The 15,824-nt window shown below is 58.5% G+C and carries 14 protein-coding genes; 7 read left to right on the plus strand and 7 right to left on the minus strand.

The window, feature by feature from the left end:
* Nucleotides 1–69 precede the first annotated feature (69 nt).
* The 3 genes from QFX07_RS01540 to QFX07_RS01550 all read right to left on the minus strand — a co-directional run bounded on the left by QFX07_RS01540 (nucleotide 70) and on the right by QFX07_RS01550 (nucleotide 4,318).
* Nucleotides 70–1,089: a glycosyltransferase gene (locus QFX07_RS01540; protein ID WP_279754822.1), complete on the minus strand. Its 1,020-nt coding sequence runs from the start codon at nucleotides 1,087–1,089 to the stop codon at nucleotides 70–72.
* 276 nt (nucleotides 1,090–1,365) lie between these two features.
* A complete protein-coding gene (menD, locus tag QFX07_RS01545; RefSeq protein WP_279754824.1) occupies nucleotides 1,366–3,195 on the minus strand; it encodes a 2-succinyl-5-enolpyruvyl-6-hydroxy-3-cyclohexene-1-carboxylic-acid synthase in 1,830 nt (609 codons plus the stop codon).
* Nucleotides 3,196–3,274: 79 nt separating this feature from the next.
* A complete protein-coding gene (locus tag QFX07_RS01550) occupies nucleotides 3,275–4,318 on the minus strand; it encodes an o-succinylbenzoate synthase (RefSeq protein ID WP_279754825.1) in 1,044 nt (347 codons plus the stop codon).
* A gap of 290 nt (nucleotides 4,319–4,608) precedes the next feature.
* Here QFX07_RS01550 and QFX07_RS01555 point away from each other — a divergent pair, with 290 nt between their 5' ends.
* The 3 genes from QFX07_RS01555 to QFX07_RS01565 all read left to right on the plus strand — a co-directional run bounded on the left by QFX07_RS01555 (nucleotide 4,609) and on the right by QFX07_RS01565 (nucleotide 7,836).
* Nucleotides 4,609–6,234, plus strand: coding sequence for a phosphatase PAP2 family protein (locus QFX07_RS01555; protein WP_279754826.1), 1,626 nt, complete (start codon nucleotides 4,609–4,611; stop codon nucleotides 6,232–6,234).
* 168 nt (nucleotides 6,235–6,402) lie between these two features.
* A complete protein-coding gene (locus QFX07_RS01560; protein WP_279754827.1) occupies nucleotides 6,403–6,780 on the plus strand; it encodes a cupin domain-containing protein in 378 nt (125 codons plus the stop codon).
* A 222-nt stretch (nucleotides 6,781–7,002) separates the two neighbouring features.
* Nucleotides 7,003–7,836, plus strand: coding sequence for an oxidoreductase (locus QFX07_RS01565; RefSeq protein ID WP_279740779.1), 834 nt, complete (start codon nucleotides 7,003–7,005; stop codon nucleotides 7,834–7,836).
* 101 nt (nucleotides 7,837–7,937) lie between these two features.
* Here QFX07_RS01565 and QFX07_RS01570 read toward each other — a convergent pair whose 3' ends face one another.
* The 3 genes from QFX07_RS01570 to QFX07_RS01580 form a co-directional block, all read right to left on the minus strand.
* Nucleotides 7,938–8,717 (minus strand): amino acid ABC transporter ATP-binding protein, encoded by a 780-nt coding sequence (locus QFX07_RS01570; protein ID WP_279740778.1) that lies wholly within the window; start codon nucleotides 8,715–8,717, stop codon nucleotides 7,938–7,940.
* 33 nt (nucleotides 8,718–8,750) lie between these two features.
* On the minus strand, nucleotides 8,751–9,554 hold the full coding sequence (locus tag QFX07_RS01575) for an amino acid ABC transporter permease (RefSeq protein ID WP_279740777.1): 804 nt from the start codon (nucleotides 9,552–9,554) through the stop codon (nucleotides 8,751–8,753).
* Between the two features lie 132 nt (nucleotides 9,555–9,686).
* The gene (locus QFX07_RS01580; protein WP_279754829.1) at nucleotides 9,687–10,517 is read right to left on the minus strand and encodes an ABC transporter substrate-binding protein; all 831 of its coding nucleotides are present in this window, start codon (nucleotides 10,515–10,517) and stop codon (nucleotides 9,687–9,689) included.
* Between the two features lie 253 nt (nucleotides 10,518–10,770).
* Here QFX07_RS01580 and QFX07_RS01585 point away from each other — a divergent pair, with 253 nt between their 5' ends.
* The 4 genes from QFX07_RS01585 (at nucleotide 10,771) to QFX07_RS01600 (ending at nucleotide 14,733) form a co-directional block, all read left to right on the plus strand.
* On the plus strand, nucleotides 10,771–11,502 hold the full coding sequence (locus QFX07_RS01585; RefSeq protein ID WP_279754830.1) for a demethylmenaquinone methyltransferase: 732 nt from the start codon (nucleotides 10,771–10,773) through the stop codon (nucleotides 11,500–11,502).
* Nucleotides 11,503–11,556: 54 nt separating this feature from the next.
* On the plus strand, nucleotides 11,557–12,618 hold the full coding sequence (locus tag QFX07_RS01590) for a polyprenyl synthetase family protein (protein WP_279740772.1): 1,062 nt from the start codon (nucleotides 11,557–11,559) through the stop codon (nucleotides 12,616–12,618).
* Between the two features lie 379 nt (nucleotides 12,619–12,997).
* Nucleotides 12,998–14,581, plus strand: coding sequence for a sodium-dependent transporter (locus tag QFX07_RS01595; RefSeq protein WP_279740771.1), 1,584 nt, complete (start codon nucleotides 12,998–13,000; stop codon nucleotides 14,579–14,581).
* Nucleotides 14,582–14,589: 8 nt separating this feature from the next.
* Nucleotides 14,590–14,733, plus strand: a complete 144-nt coding sequence (locus QFX07_RS01600) for a methionine/alanine import family NSS transporter small subunit (RefSeq protein WP_083311170.1) — start codon at nucleotides 14,590–14,592, stop codon at nucleotides 14,731–14,733.
* A gap of 97 nt (nucleotides 14,734–14,830) precedes the next feature.
* Here QFX07_RS01600 and rarD read toward each other — a convergent pair whose 3' ends face one another.
* Nucleotides 14,831–15,802 carry an EamA family transporter RarD gene (rarD, locus tag QFX07_RS01605; protein ID WP_070685765.1) on the minus strand — a complete coding sequence of 324 codons (972 nt, stop codon included), beginning with the start codon at nucleotides 15,800–15,802 and terminating at the stop codon, nucleotides 14,831–14,833.
* Between the last annotated feature and the right edge of the window lie 22 nt (nucleotides 15,803–15,824).

Genomic DNA, 15,824 nt, shown 5'->3' on the forward strand with positions numbered 1-15,824 from the left:
GTGAAGACTGGTTTCTATGACGGAAACCAGTCCTCACCTTTTATATGCCCATAACCTTAGGGTACGTATTTAGCGCTGAACGTACTGGGTGCGCATTGCCTCGCAATCAGTCGCCAAGGAAGCGGGGATATCGCCCATTGCCTTGCAGAGCTGCATAAAACGGTGACGCCAATCTAGATGCTGCAGAGCCTGACGAATCTGATGTTCACCCTGCGCGGGGGTCCAGCGGGAGGTGGCTTCGACAACCTGCGTAAGGCCGGCGCGTGCATCCGCGTGATCAATGTCGATGGTCGCGCCGTCCCAAAGGATTTCACGTACGGTGGTGGTGTTCGGGACCTTGCCGACAACGGTCACGCCCGAAGCCAGAGCATCGGTCCAACGGCCGGTGATGTACTCCTTGGTCGGGTGAGTGTAGGATGCCGGGCTGACCGAAGTGGAGAATGCCAGCAGGAACTTCGCACGGTTTAGAGAATCCTGCAGGTGCTGAGCCGATTCGCGGTCGTTTGCACCGAAGGGCGGGCGGCCCTCAAAACTCAGACTCAGCTCCGTGGCGAGGGCGGCAGTTGCCTTGTCATCTTCGTATGCGGCGGGCTGACGACCCACACGCAACAGATCGGTGCTCTTCGACTCCAGCGAAGCCAGACGGTCACTGAACTTGCTCCAAACATCCGCGCCCCAGGGCAGAACGCCGGGAGTCTTCACACCCGCAGCGGTCCAGGGCTGAACGTCATCAACGTCGGCAACGAAAATACGGTCGTAGGTGGAGGACTTAGCCACCGCGGGAATACGGTCATCCCAGAAGCTATCAATCACCCAGCCGTAGATAGCGCCGTAGCGGCGGAAAACGAAGGAACGCTGCGAAATGGCGTACAGCTGACCGGGATCAGAAGCAATCACCACGCATCGATTGGAACCGCCCTTGAGGCGGGGCAGACGTGCCAGAAGCTTCGTTTCCTTGCTGAGGGATGCGCCCACATCCACGGTGTGTACAGTACCGCCGGTGTAGCGAGCGAGAAGCTCCGCCATAGCGTGTACGGGAACCCAACCGGCTCCGGAGGGGACAGCGACAATAATATCGAGTGAGCTCATGAGAATCCTTGGGAGCAACGCCCGCCGCATACACCGGGCTCACCGGGGTAAAACCTCGGGTTGTGTGCGGTGTGCATCAGCGGCGAGAGCGTGAATGTCAATAAAAGATAGATAAGGTGCCTTGCATCAGCAGGCGCGCAGAAAAACGCGAATGTAGCGGCGAGTGAAACCGCTACGACCGGCTAGATTCAGCCACGGAAGGCTACGGCACAGGTAGTTTTCAGTATATCGGTCAACTCTGCGGATGGGGCTTACCTGCAACCTTTAGAAACGGCTTTAGGGTGTGTGAATGCACACCTCAATGCCTGATTCGGTACCAAAACCGGCAGCCATGCGCGCCAGATCAGTATTCGGGGCGGCAGCCACCGTAAAGAAACGATCCACAGCGGCGGTGAACTGCTTCTGACGAGCTATATCGCCGTGTTCAAGGGTCGTGAAAATACCGCCGCCGGCATCGTCAAAGACCTCAACGCGTAGTTCGGGCAGAAGCTCAGTATTTGGCAGGTTCAGCGAGGACACATCGTGCTGGAAGGTTAGGTCACCGCACAGCAGAGTCACCGGCAGCGCGGCGCCGCCAATGACCGGGCGGGAATTCTCATCCATGCCGGCAGGGTAATAGCCCGACAGGGACACGCCAATAGCGGTCGCAATGGTGCCGTCAATACCGGCAAGACCGCGATTAGCAAATACGCGCGTGGGGGCGGGCTCGCCCAGGGCGGGGGCTGCCGCATCCAAATCACGCACCAGGTTTGAGGATCCCAGAACCATGAGGCGGCGCTGAGTCACCGCATCCTGCCAGACACGGCGGGCGTAGGAGCGGCCAGCTGTGCGGTTGCGGTAATTAGTGTAGTCAACCGAACTTTTAGCATCGGGGTGTTCGTAGGCGGCAATGGCGCGCAGGCATTTCTCCTGTAGCTTGCGTGCCGGGGTAACCCACTGCTCCAGCCAGCTCAGCTCGTCAACCTGCTCATTAGCGGCAACAGAGGATGCGCACGCAAACTCAGCAAGCTCGTGCGGGGTCGACAACTCCACGAAGGAGCGAACCCCCGGCTCGTACCAGCTGGCGCGGCGCGGGGCGTAGAACGCGCACTGAATATCTTCGCGTTCCAATAGCGCCGTAATCGGGCGCGAGAGCGTAGGGTGTCCGAAGAGCACCACATGCTCAATCTGCGCGGCGGGGGCGAACGAACCATCAGCGAGTAGCTGCGGGTAGTGAGGAATGGAGGTCACGCCGTGGCGTGCCTCGGAGGAAGGCTCCGCAAATAGCGGCAGGTTCAGCACGCGCGCGAACTCCGCCGCAAACTCGCCGGCACCGTCAGCGGCAACCACCACGGTGCGATGCGTCGGAGTTAACTCCGCCAGGTCCGCCTGAGACTCCAAAGAATCCAGAAGCCAACGCTGCTCAGCGCTGGAGAGCCCGGGACTCTCAGCGCGGGCGGCGCGGGCGCGGCCCTCAGCCTGCGGGTCGTAATCCTCCAGTAGGCTCAGCGCCCACTGCGGAAGCATCTGCGCAAAACGACCCGAGGGGGTCAGCGGCGTATCGAAACAAATATTCAGGTGCACAGGGCCAATCGGCTCCGTCGAGTGCTTGCGCCAGTGCTCGGCGCTACGACCGGTCAGCGCATTCAGACAGGCGGCAAAAGCCTGAGTCTGCTCACCCTCCACCTGCTCGGGGTAGGAAGTCAAATCAGCTTCAGCGCGCACAAAAGGATGGAAGAAACTTGCCTGACGGGTCGTCTGATTCACGCCGCTACCGCGCAGATGCTCCGGGCGGTCCGCGCTCAGCACCGCCAGGGGCACGCCAGCGTGGTACGCCTCCATGACGGCGGGTACGTACTCGCCCAGTGCCGTACCGGAGGTGCACACCAGGCCGACGGGCTGACCGGATGCCTTGGCAATACCCAGGGCGGTAAAGGCTGCACTTCGCTCGTCCACGCGCACATGCGCAATGAGCGCGCCGGCTTCAGCGGCGGCGGCAATAGCGTAGGCAAGAGGTGCACTACGGGACCCCGGAGACACAACAACATGCCGCATACCGGCACGAATCAGCGAGTCGAGTACGGATACTGCGGTGAGCATGGCGGGGGTTGAGCGGTTCTCAGTCACCGTACCATTCTAAAGCCGTAAGGTCTTTCATTCAGTTATGGTTACCCTTCACAGGTGCGACCTTGACAACTAACAGTCTTCATAGCCCGGCGGCGCGTTCCAGCACCCGGTAGCAGTCGGTGACGCGGTTTACCCACCACTGGCGGGTCTGTTCATCGGTGGCAAGACGCTCCAGACGCTGCGGGCTGGGGGTGATGGCACGCAGGTCCATAAACCCGTCGCAGGCGATGAGCGGCTCATCGGTGACGTCTTCAGCCATGAGGGAGACCGTGCCCAGGCCGCACCCGTACCTCAAAGTCGGTAGGGAAGCTGCCAGGGAGGCACCGGTGGCAATGCCCACCGAAGACTCCAGCGCAGAAGAAACCACTGCCGGAAGCTGCGCCTGCTTCACCAGTACGAGCGCACGACGTACACCGCCCAGCGGCGCCGCCTTAACAACCATCAGGTCCGCGGCGTTCGCACGGGCCACCTTCAGCGGGTCTTCCGCCTTACGAATCGACTCGTCTGCGGCAATTCGGACGGGCAGCCCCTCCTTAGCAATGGCAAAGCGGAGTGCAGCCATGTCCTCAATGGATGCCACCGGCTGCTCGGCGTAAATAATGCCGTAGTTGCAGAGCTTGTGCAGTGCCTCAAGGGCGCCACCGAAGGTGTAGCCCATGTTCGCGTCCACCTTCAGACGGGCATTCGGGAGAGCATCTCGTGCTGCCGCCACACGCGCAATATCGTCGGCGAGGCTCTGACCCTTCTCAGCCACCTTGATTTTGAGTTCCTGAATCTCACCCTCGTACTTGGTGAGCACCTGCGGAACACGCTCCGCCGCTACCGCCGGCAGGGTCGCGTTCAGCGGGATGCGCGTACGCACCGGCTCCGGTGCGGGTAACCATGCTGCCTCCAGAGCGCAGGCAAGCCATGCGGCAGACTCCTGCACGCCGTACTCGAGGAAGGGTGCGAACTCGCCCCAACCGTGCGGGCCGCGGATCAGTGCGCTCTGGCGGCTATTGACCCCGCGGAAGGTCACGGTCATCGGAATTTCGACCGTGAACAGGTTCTCCAGGACTTCCCGCAGGGGCGGCAGGGGAATGTTTGTGAGGCGAAAACCGTAGCCGAGAGGTGGCACGCTCATACTGGTGTTCAAGGTATCTGCCCTTCTTTGATGCGCTATGAGCTCACCATAGCATTCTGGGGGGTGGGCGCGCTCGCACCCTATCACGCATTCTCTGGAAACTCTCAGGTTATGGTCGAAAAAACTTTAGTTTTTCATAGCTTAACCTGGAATAGTAGGTAGTTATTCGCCCGAAAGAACAGGCGCTGTGGTACATGAAATCGGTGGCTTGGGGGCTACCGCCCAAACAGTGGGTACCGGCAGGGTGAATACCGCTAATAGATATGAGGGCCAGAAGGTACGGAGAGGTTATGAAGAAGACATCAAAAGAGCAAGCAACAGGTGCGGGGAATCCCGGTTGGGGTGATTCGGAGAACCTGGATGCTACTCGCGCTCTTCACCCTTCTGATAACGCGCCTACCACGGCTTTTAGCTCTGATGCGGCTGCAGTGCTCTCTGACTATCAGGACCCTACCCAGGTGCTTAGAGCCCACGAAACGGCCACCCCTGCTGCAAGGCACAGTGATGACCGTACGAAAGTTCTGAAGGATTACGGTTTATCGCTGGCTCACGAAGCTGCGTCTGTAGGTCCCACAAATGAGGGTTCCGCGAACGCTGAATCCGCGAATACCGAAGTTATTTCTTTGCACCCCGAACTTTCAGAGGTTATAGGTGCAACCCGTCCTCTGCCGCGCGCCTACCGCGCCCCCATCAAGATTCCTGAGACGATTCCCTCGCTACAGGAACGTGATTCCCAGCGCAACTACAGTGCGGATGAGCCGATGCAGGCTACTCGCCGTCTCAATCCACCGAAGCCTCCGGTGAGCGGTTTTCCGCTAAACAATCAGACGGGTGCCTCCCCAATGGGTGCGCGCCAGATGGGTGTGCCTCAGATGGGCGCGCAGCAGCCTGTTCCTCCGCAGATGCCCCCGCAGGCGCCTCCGCAGCCGGTGGCTTATCCGCCCGAGGCGTATCCTGCAGCTGCCTACCCGAACGGTGCGTATGTTCAGACCGGTCAGGTCCCCGTGGATGCTTCGGGCCGCCCGGTGGATCGTCCCGGCGAAGAGCAAGGGCACCATCTTCCGAGTAGCGGTATTCTGATACGTCACGTGATGGCGTTGCTGTTCTTGGGACTGTTGCTCTACGGTGTGTTCGCGTTCTTCATTTACACGACGACCGGCCAGCAGGTTGATGAGCAGGCGTACACCGAGTATGCAAACCAGTTCAAGAGCTACAGCGGTCCGACCCTGACCGCGCTGGATTCTCTCCCCGCGGTTGTCGGCATGATTGCCGTCTTGGGTCTGGTCGCGGTGCTGATTTGGAAGCATCGGTTCCTGCCCTTGCTGATTGGTGTGTTGGTCGGGGTTGCCGCGGTGACGAGTACGTATCTGCTCAAGCACTATCTGATTGTGAAGCCTGATCTGGGCGTTCAGGAGGCACTGATCAACTCGGCACCCAGCGGCCACACGACCTTCGCGGCAGCAGCGGGTGCGGCTCTGTTCTTGGCGGCACCTCGTTTTTTGCGGCCTACGGTAGCGCTGTGTGCGGCGTTGGCGACCTGTCTGACGGGTGCCTCCACCATTATTAACGGGTGGCATCGCCCGGCGGATGTTGTGACCGCTATTCTGGTTACCGCCATCTGGACGGTTGTGGGTATGGGTGTGCTGCGTTATGTGCGTCCAGCAGATTTTGCGGTTCCGGCGCGTGGTGGTTTGGTGCTGGTGCCGTTGATGACGATTGCAACGCTGTTCCTGTCGTTCTGCGCGGTCATCCTGTATCTGATTGCGATTTTTGCGCCGATTCCCGGTGGTGCATTTACCGCGGCAACCTGCATGATTACTGCGGTGAGCTTTGGTACGACGGCGATGTTGGTGAGCCTGTTGCGTCCGCGTAATAGTAATCGCTCCGCCTATTCTAAGGTGTGGAGTTACCAGTAAATATTGTTCCCCTTCCTGCGCGGGTGTTTCAGTTTGATGTGAGCTGAGGCATTGTTTCGTTGCTAGCAGGGGAATACAATAATAAATAATTTAGTATTTTCTATACCAAATATAGGGAGGGGATTGTGTTCCCCCTTTCGCTCACCCCTGAAGAGAAAGGTGCGTACCATGGCAGGTACCCATGAAGGCCGCGTCCTCGTATTTCCCCAGCTCACCGAAGCGCTGACCCCCTTTGACGATAAACCCCAGGCACGCAAGATCGTTGATGCCGACGGCGGTAACCTGACCCTCATGGAACTGGCTGCAGGCCAGTCCTGGCACGAGCACCATAGCGTACACCCCATCTTCGTGCAGGTGCTCAAGGGCGAGGTCCTCTTCCACGTGAAGGACCGCGATATTACCCTGGTGCCCGGCAAGCCCATCCACGTGACTGCCAAGCTGCTGCACTCCCTGCGCGCCGTTCAGGACTCCACCCTGCTGGTGACTATGCTGACCGGCGAATCGCACCCCGAACCCAAGGTCAATATTGACGTCGAAGAGGTCTAAACCCCGGTCTCTAAACCCCTGACCCCAAAACATTAGCTCGCCGCCGCATCTGCACAGGATGCCGCGGCGAGCTTTTTGTATGCCTTCATGCCCTTACGTATGCCGGTGAGAATACCCTCACGCTACACCCCGAGCTCTCTGCATGCTTATACACCGCGTGTAGCGTACCCTGAGAAGTACACTCCCGCTAATACTGCAGAGGACAACCCGAAAGGATACGCAATGCCCAAATCAGTACAACGCCCCGTCGTTCTTCTCACCGGCGCCAGCTCCGGTATTGGATACGACGTGGCGCCGCTACTGGTGCGCTACGGCTACACCGTATACGGTGCCGCCCGCCGCGTTGAGAAGATTGAAGAGCTCGCCTCCGAGGGTGTGAAAGCGCTGAGCCTGGACGTTACCGATGAGGCATCCATGGAAGCCGCCGTACAGCAGATCATTGACGCAGAAGGCCGCATTGACGTGCTCATCAACAACGCGGGCTACGGATTTTACGGCGCTATTGAAGACGTCCCCATCAACGAGGCACGTCGCCAGTTCGAGGTGAATCTCTTCGGCCTGGCGCGCCTCACCCAGCTGGTGTTGCCGCATATGCGCGCACGGGGTCGCGGGCGCATCCTGAACCTCTCCTCGATGGCGGGGCGTATTACCATGCCCCTCGGAGCCTGGTACCACGCCACCAAGTACGCCCTCGAAGCGTTCAGCGATGCATTGCGCATGGAAGTTGAAGAGTTCGGTATTGACGTGGTCATTATCGAGCCCGGCGGTATTAAGACCCCTTGGGGCCTCATCGCGGCAGACCACCTGGAGGAATCTTCCCGAAACGGTGTCTACGCTGAGCAGGCGCAGCGTGTTGCTGCAAATATGCGTAGGCTCTACTCGCCGTCCTCCAACCTCTCAGAGCCCAAAGTGATCTCTAGGACTATTCTGCGAGCCCTGGAGGCGCGCCGACCCAAGACCCGCTACCTGGTGGGTTTCGGTGCTAAGCCCTCCGTGTTCCTGCATACCGTGCTGCCGGACCGTCTCTTTGACAAGGTGGCGCGCCGTATCTTCTAGAACCGAAATAGCCGCGAACTAGAGCATTAAAAAGCGGGCGGTGCTGCGCGAAACAGAATGTTTCGTACAGCACCGCCCGCTATGTTTTTCAAGAGCTAGTACTAGTCTACTACGGTGTGGGTCGGATCGAGCACGCGCGCCAAGAAAGCCTGAGTACGTTCGTGCTGGGGGTTGCCAATCACCTGATCGGCGGGGCCCTCCTCCACGACCACGCCGTCGGCCATGAAGACGACCTTATCGGCGACCTCGCGGGCGAATGCCATCTCGTGAGTCACCACGATCATGGTCATGCCCTCGTTAGCAAGGTTGCGCATAATACTCAGAACCTCGCCGACCATCTCCGGGTCGAGCGCACTGGTCGGCTCGTCAAAGAGCATTAGGTCCGGGTTCATGGACAGCGCGCGTGCAATAGCCACACGCTGCTGCTGACCACCGGACAGCTGAGCCGGGAAACGGTCTTCCTTGCCTTCCAGACCCACCTTGGCGAGCTGCTCGAGGGCAACCGCCTCCGCCTCCGCCGTGGAACGGCCCAGAACCTTAATCTGAGCGATCGTGCAGTTATCAAGAATGTTCAGGTGACCGAACAGGTTGAACTGCTGGAACACCATACCCATGTGGGTACGCACGCGGTTAATGTCTACGTCCGGGTCGGTGACCTCGGTATCGCCCACCATGATGGTGCCGTCGTTCGGCTCCTCCAGCAGGTTCACGCAACGCAGCAGGGTGGACTTACCGGAACCCGAAGGGCCGATAAGGCACACGACCTCGCCCGGCTCGATCTGCATGTCAATGCCCTTAAGAACCTGAACCTTGCCGTAGGACTTGTGCAGGTTGGAGATGCGCACCGAGGAGGCGGCCATGGATGAAGTTGAAGCAGTCATAGTATCTTCCGTAATCCGTATCTGTCGTTGCGCTTACTTGCGACCCGCAAGCTGGGTGCGGCGCTCAAAATATGCGGAGAGCTGGCCCAGCGGAACAGTGATAATCAGGTAGCACAGACCCGCAACCACCAGGGGAGTCAGACCCGCGTTAGCGGCGGTCAGGCCCTCACGGCCGAACTTTGCCAGCTCGTACTGAGAAACCGTCACGCCCAGCAGGTACACGAGGGAGGAGTCCTTGGTTAGCAGGATAACCTCGTTGGTCAGCGGGGGCAGAACCACGCGGAACGCCTGCGGAATAATGATCGAAATCATTGCACGAGTGTGGGACATACCCAGGGAACGTGCCGCCTCCATCTGGCCCTTCGGAATCGCCTGCAGACCCGCACGCAGAACCTCACTAATGTAAGCTGCCGAAACCATACCCAGGGACAGGGTCACCGGAATCAGGTTATCCACGAAGCGGATCTTGAACGCCAGGGGAATACCGTAACCGAAGGCGAAGAAGACCAGCAGCGCCGGGATACCGCGGAAAAGCTCCACGTACAGGGTCGCAATCCAACGGTAGGGGGCGATGGAAGAAATACGCATGAGCGCCAGCAGCAGACCGCCGGAGAGGCCCACGATAAAGCCCAAGGTGGTGTACAGCAGGGTGTTCTTCAATGCCACGGTGATGACGTCGGGGAACTGCTGAGCCGCAACATCAAGGTTGAATACCTGCTGGCTGAGGGTCTTCCAGTCAGCCAGCAGAATGGCCGTCAGGGCGATAACTGACAGAAGGGCGTACTGTGCGTAGCTGAAGAGCTTCTGCTTCTGGCGGGGTGAGAGTTTAGAGGACATGCGCTTTCTTATCCGTGTGCTATTCGGTCAAGAGCGTTTTATACGCTCACAAGGGTAAAGGCCGGAGAATCCCCCAACCCAAAAGTAGTAAGGGTACTCCTGAATTGGGGGAGAAGCTAACCGGCTAGACGCTTAGGAAGCGGAGGAAGAGGCGCTCGTGGAGGTGACACCAACCCACTTGGCTTTCATCTTGTCGAGCTCGCCGTTTTCCTTGAGCTTGGTAATGGTGGCGTTTGCCTTGGTCAGCAGGGCTTTGTTGTTGGAGGAAACTGCTGCGGCAATCTGCTCGGTGTTATCGGAATCCTGGTAGGCGATCTTGAAGGAGTCCGGGTTGTTGGTCAGTGCCTCGGAAACCACGGAGAGGTTCGCTGCGACTGCCTTGACCTGACCGGTCTTCAGAGCGGAGAACATGAGGGAGGTGTCTTCGTACTGGATGACCTCTGCACCGTTTTCCTTGGCGTAGGATTCGCCGCTGGTTGCCTGCTGTGCACCAACGCTGACACCCTTTAGGTCTGCTGCGGAGGTGATGGAGGAACCCTTGGGGACCAGGATTGCCAGGTTGTCGTCAAAGTAGACGGTGGTGAATTCCATCTTGCTCTTACGTTCATCGGTTACTCCGATACCCGCCAGAGCGATATCGCACTGACCGGTGACAAGGCCGGTACCGGAGTCCAGACCCTCGAAGCTGATGGAGGTCAGCTGAGCCTTCACACCCAGGTCGGAGGCGATAGCGTTGGCGATGTCTGCATCCAGACCGACGATGGTGCCGTTTTCTTCGTATTCGAAGGGTTTGTAGGGGGTGTTGGTGCAGACGCTGAGGGTGCCGGACTTTACGAGGCTGACCTCGCCGTTAGGGTCGGTGTTCTCATTGGCGGTGGAGACGCAGCCGGTCAGTGCCAGGGGGAGCACTGCCAGCAGTGCGAGGGGTTTGAGGGATACCTTGTTGAAGATTGCGGTGTTCATTGGGATGCTCCTGTGTGAGGTGTGTTCTATGAACTCTAGGCTCCATTGTGCGCCCCTATGTTAAAAAATGCAAGAATATACATAAATATTCATAAATTTTGCTGAATGCGCATAAATCCCATCGAAAAAACTGAATAAAACCCCGAATTGGCGACTCAAAAATAACTTCAGAACGCACCTTAACACACCGTACGACACTACTACGGGTTACCCAACTATTGAATCTAGTAACCTCCATGCCACAATTGAGAGCGTGAACGCAGAGAAGAACACCCGCGCAACCCGCGCAACCCTAGACAAGAAAACCAGCGATATCGCCGCCATGTTTGATACCGTCGCTGAACGCTACGACCTCATGAACGGCATCCTCTCGCTTGGTCAGCACATCTACTGGCGCAAACAGGCCGTCGCCGCCGTCGACGCGCGCCCCGGCCAGAAAGTACTGGACGTAGCCGCAGGTACCGGCGTCTCCTCCGAACCCTTCGCCGACGCCGGCGTGGATGTCATCGCAGCAGACCTCTCCGAAGGCATGCTCGACGTGGGCCGCCGCCGTCGTCCCGACATGACCTTCGTGCAGGCAGACGTCACCGCCCTGCCCTTCGAAGATGAAACCTTCGACGCAGTCACGATGTCCTACGGCCTGCGCAATGTCGCTGACTACCCCAAAGCACTGAGCGAAATCTACCGCGTGCTCAAGCCCGGCGGCCGCATCGTTATCCTCGAGTTCTCCACCCCAACCTTCGCCCCCTTCGGCGCGGTCTACAAGAACTACATTATGAAGGCAATCCCGCCGATCGCCCGCGCAATCTCCTCCAACCCCGAATCCTACGAATACCTCGCCGAGTCCATCATCACATGGCCCAACCAGCAGGAACTGGGGCAGAAGTTCAAGGAAGCGGGCTTCACCTCCGTGCAGTACCGCAACCTTACCGGCGGCATCGTCGCCATTCACCGCGGTTTCAAGCCTGGAGCCCATAACGCATAGACACCGCCTTCACACTCTACCGAAGATACCAACACCAAGAAGATGGAAGACACCGTGAGCAACGCAGAGCAACCCATTGCCGCAACCGACCTGCTGGGAGATCTCGACCTGAAGCTTCCCGCAGGCTTCGAACTCATCGCCGCAGACCCCAAGCTGGGTCCGCAAATTCTCTCCTCTCTCGCACGTATTGAGGAGCGCCTGGCAGAAGCCATTGAACAGACCGACCACCTGGCAGACGTCGCATCCCGTCACCTGCTTTCGGCGGGCGGCAAGCGCGTGCGCCCACTGCTGGCACTGCTCTGCGCAGCGGTCGACGGCGAAATCAACGATGACGTCATAGAAGCTGCTGTGGTCGTTGAACTGACCCACCTGGCAACCCTCTACCACGATGACGTGATGGATGATGCGCCCAAGCGCCGCGGCGTGGACAGCGCCCAGATGATTTGGGGTAACTCCGTCGCGATTCTGACCGGCGATCTGATCTTCTCCCGTGCATCCCTACTGGTGTCCGAGCTGGGCACCCGCCCCATGAAGATTCAGTCCCAGACTTTTGAGCGTCTGGTGCTCGGCCAGCTCTTCGAAACCACCGGTCCGCGCGAGGGTCAGGACCTACTCGACCACTACATTGCTGTCATTGAGGGCAAGACCGGCTCCCTAATTGCCGCAGCCGGTGAGTACGGCTCCCTGCTTTCGGGTGCTTCCGAAGACGTTATCTCTATGGTCAAGGCGTACGGCGAGCTGGTAGGCGTGGCTTTCCAGCTGGCCGACGATGTGATTGACATTGTCAGTGACGGCAAGACCAGCGGTAAGACCCGCGGCACCGACCTGCGCGAGGGTGTGCCCACCCTGCCGACCATCCTGCTGGACCGTGCGGTAGCTGCCAACAAAGAATCCGCTATTGCTGTTCGCGCCCTGCTGGATGCCGATTTGAGCTCCGATGAGGCCTTGGAGACTGCAGTGGAGGCGCTCGCCGCCCACCCGGTCACCCAGGAAGCATGGCAGATTGCCTACGACTGGGCGGACCGCGCGATTGCCGCGATTGCTCCGCTGCCCGAGTCTACAGCAAAGGCTGCACTGGAGTCTTTTGCTCACGCTGTGGTTCACCGCGAAGGCTAAAACCTGCCGTTTAGCGTGTGCCCGAGTCTAACGACTCCGGGCGTCTCACACTTCAAAACCCCCGCTAAATCTGTCTGGATTTGGCGGGGGTTTTCTGTCTTTTGGCTAATCCGCCCCGATTTATGGGATATCTAGGGGTATGTGCTTTACACCAAGAAGTTCCGCATGCTGGGGCCTTTTTGACCAGCTCTCCGCCTTTAAGGTAAACCTTATGGAATGTCCGAGGTGCACATCCACCCCTCAGAAGCCTGACGGCTCCCACACCCAACCCGTGTTGGAGAGCCGTTTACTATTTCTGGACGCGAGTAGAACCCAACCACTCCAACGGGTTATTCTCGCACCAACCATCCGCGTCCCCACACATTCGAGGTTTACAACTATGGGAGCATCTACCCCTAAGGCGCCCACGAAGCGCGAAGGCTTCTCTAGCCGTCGCGTCTTTATCTTTGCCGCCATCGGTTCTGCTGTTGGTCTGGGCAATATTTGGCGTTTCCCCTACATCGCATTTGATAATGGCGGCGGCGCCTTCATGATTCCCTACATTGTCGCCCTGCTGACCGCCGGTCTGACTTTCCTTTTCTTTGACTACGCTATCGGTCACCGTGCGCGTGCGTCGTCCCCGCTAGCTTTCCGCCGTCTGAACCGTAAGACCGAGTTCATCGGCTGGTGGCACATGGGTATTAATTTCGTCATCGCTATCTACTACGCCGCTATTGTGGCGTGGTCGCTGCGTTACATGGTTTTCTCCTTCACCAATGAGTGGGGCGACAATCCGAAGGCGTTCTTCCAGGGGGAGTTCCTGAAGGTTGCAGACACTCCCGGTGTCTCCCTGGACTTCAACATGAACGTCCTGATTCCCATGGTTCTTGTGTGGGGCGTCCTGCTTGCTGTGATGGCTCTGGGCGTTCAGAAGGGTGTGGGTGCAGCCAACATCATCTTTATCCCGCTGCTGCTGGTCATGTTTGTTGGTCTGGTGATTTACTCGCTGACCCTGCCCGGTGCTGCTGATGGTCTGAATGCTCTGTTCACTCCCAGCTGGGACTCCCTGGCTAACCCCGATGTGTGGGTTGCAGCTTATGGACAGATTTTCTACTCCCTGTCTATCGGCTTCGGCATTATGATTACCTACTCCTCCTACCTGAAGCCTAAGACTGACCTGACCGGTTCCGGTGCTGTGGTTGGTTTCGCAAACTCCGGTTTTGAGCTTCTTGCGGGTATCGGTGTGTTCGCTGCTCTGGGTTTCATGGCTCAGGCTGCTGGCACCCAGGTGAGCGAGGTTGCAACCAGCGGTATTGGTCTGGCGTTCATCGCGTTCCCGACCATTATTTCTCAGGCGCCCGGCGGCGTGCTGATTGGTATCCTTTTCTTCGGCTCCCTGCTCTTTGCTGGTTTCACCTCCCTCATCTCGATTCTTGAGGTGATTATTGCCGGTATTCAGGACAAGTTCGCGACGTCCCGCCTGGCATCTACCATTCTGGTGGTTGTTCCGATGGCTCTGATTTCGCTACTGCTGATGCCGACCACCACCGGTCTGTACGTGCTTGATATTCTCGATAACTTCGTGAACCTCTTCGGTATTCTGGCAGCTGGCTTGTGCGCCATTATCGTGGTTGCATACGTGGTGCGTGCACTGCCGGCTCTGGCTGAGCACCTGAACCGCTACTCCTCCATCAAGGCTGGCAAGATTTGGATGATTCTGCTGGCTGTCGTGACCCCGCTGATTCTGGGCTACTCCCTGATTCAGAGCGTCATTAAGCTTGTGGCAACCCCCTATGAGGGTTACCCGGCAGATATGCTGGCTATTTTCGGTTGGGGTATGAGTGCACTCCTGCTGGTTGGCGCGATTGTTGTTTCTCTCTTGCCCTGGTCGAAGAAGTCTCGTGCTGCTGAAGAGCCTCCGGCGCCTCCGGTGATTGCCGGTCAGGTGGAGCACGGCCACGTTGATTCGACCATTACCCGTTAGGAGCCCTCATGTCTATCTCCGCAATTGTGATGCTCATTGTGGCAATCCTGATTATCTGGGGTGGCCTGGGTTTGGCTCTGCTGAACCTGCACCGTCAGCCGGATCTGGATGCTCTCGATGATGCTGCTGAAGCTCAGGGTTCTGAGCTTTAGAGTGTGAACGCGATACACAGTGATGCCCCGCAGGCTAACGCCTGCGGGGCATCACTGTGTTTTATGCGGGACTGCGTTTTGCGCGGGGTAGGGAGAGCTACTTACTCTGTACGTCTTCAGCCTGCACGAGCGGGATCATGCCGGTTTCCGGGTCGGACAGCGCGGAGACGCGGTAGGCACGGGAGGCACGCAACGCATCCACAGTGAAAATGACGAGAGCGACCCAGATGAGGCTCAGACCCAGCACCTTATCGGCGCTCATCTGCTCGTGCAGAACGGTCAGTGCCAGAACGAACTGGATGGTCGGGCCCAGGTACTGCACCATGCCGATGACGGAAAGCGGAAGAGCTTTGGTGGCCGCAGCAAAGAGCATGAGCGGCACAACGGTGACCACACCCGTGGAGGCGAGAAGCCAGAAGTGTCCGGGACCCTCACTGAGGAGAGTCATCTGTCCCTGCGCGTTGAGCACCAAGAGGGCGGCAACACCGAAGGGCGCCAGGATGAAAGTCTCTAGAGACAGCGAAATAATGGGGCTGACATCGTGGGCGATGCGTGCCTTCAGCAGACCGTAGATGCCGAAGGTGAACGCCACGCCCAGACCCGTCCAGGGCACCTGGCCGTAGATGAGGCTCATGATCAGCACCGCAATACAGGAAATCGCCACAGATACCCACTGTGCCGGGCGTAGGCGCTCATGCAGGAAGATGACGCCCAGCACCACGGAGACCAGTGGGTTAATGAAATATCCCAGGGACACGTCAATGGTGTGGCCGCTGGTTGTCGCCATCACGTAGATAAGCCAGTTCGCACAGATGAGGAATGATGCCGCCGTCAGCACCAGCATGATGCGGCGGTCCCGTAGCGCACGGCGGAAGTCTGCAGTTACCCTCAAAATCGGTAGCAGCAGGGCGCAGAAGATGAGGGAGAAGACCACACGCGCCACGACAATCTCAATAGGGCCTGCCGGCGCCATCATCACAAAATACAGGGGGAGCAGACCCCAAATAATGTAGGTGCCGATGATGGCGATGAACCCGTTGCGGGTGGTGTGCTTCTGTGTTTCTGACATGGTTTCTTCTTCTGAACTAAGT

It is taken from the genome of Rothia similimucilaginosa (assembly GCF_029850985.2).
In the GTDB taxonomy this organism is placed as follows: domain Bacteria; phylum Actinomycetota; class Actinomycetes; order Actinomycetales; family Micrococcaceae; genus Rothia.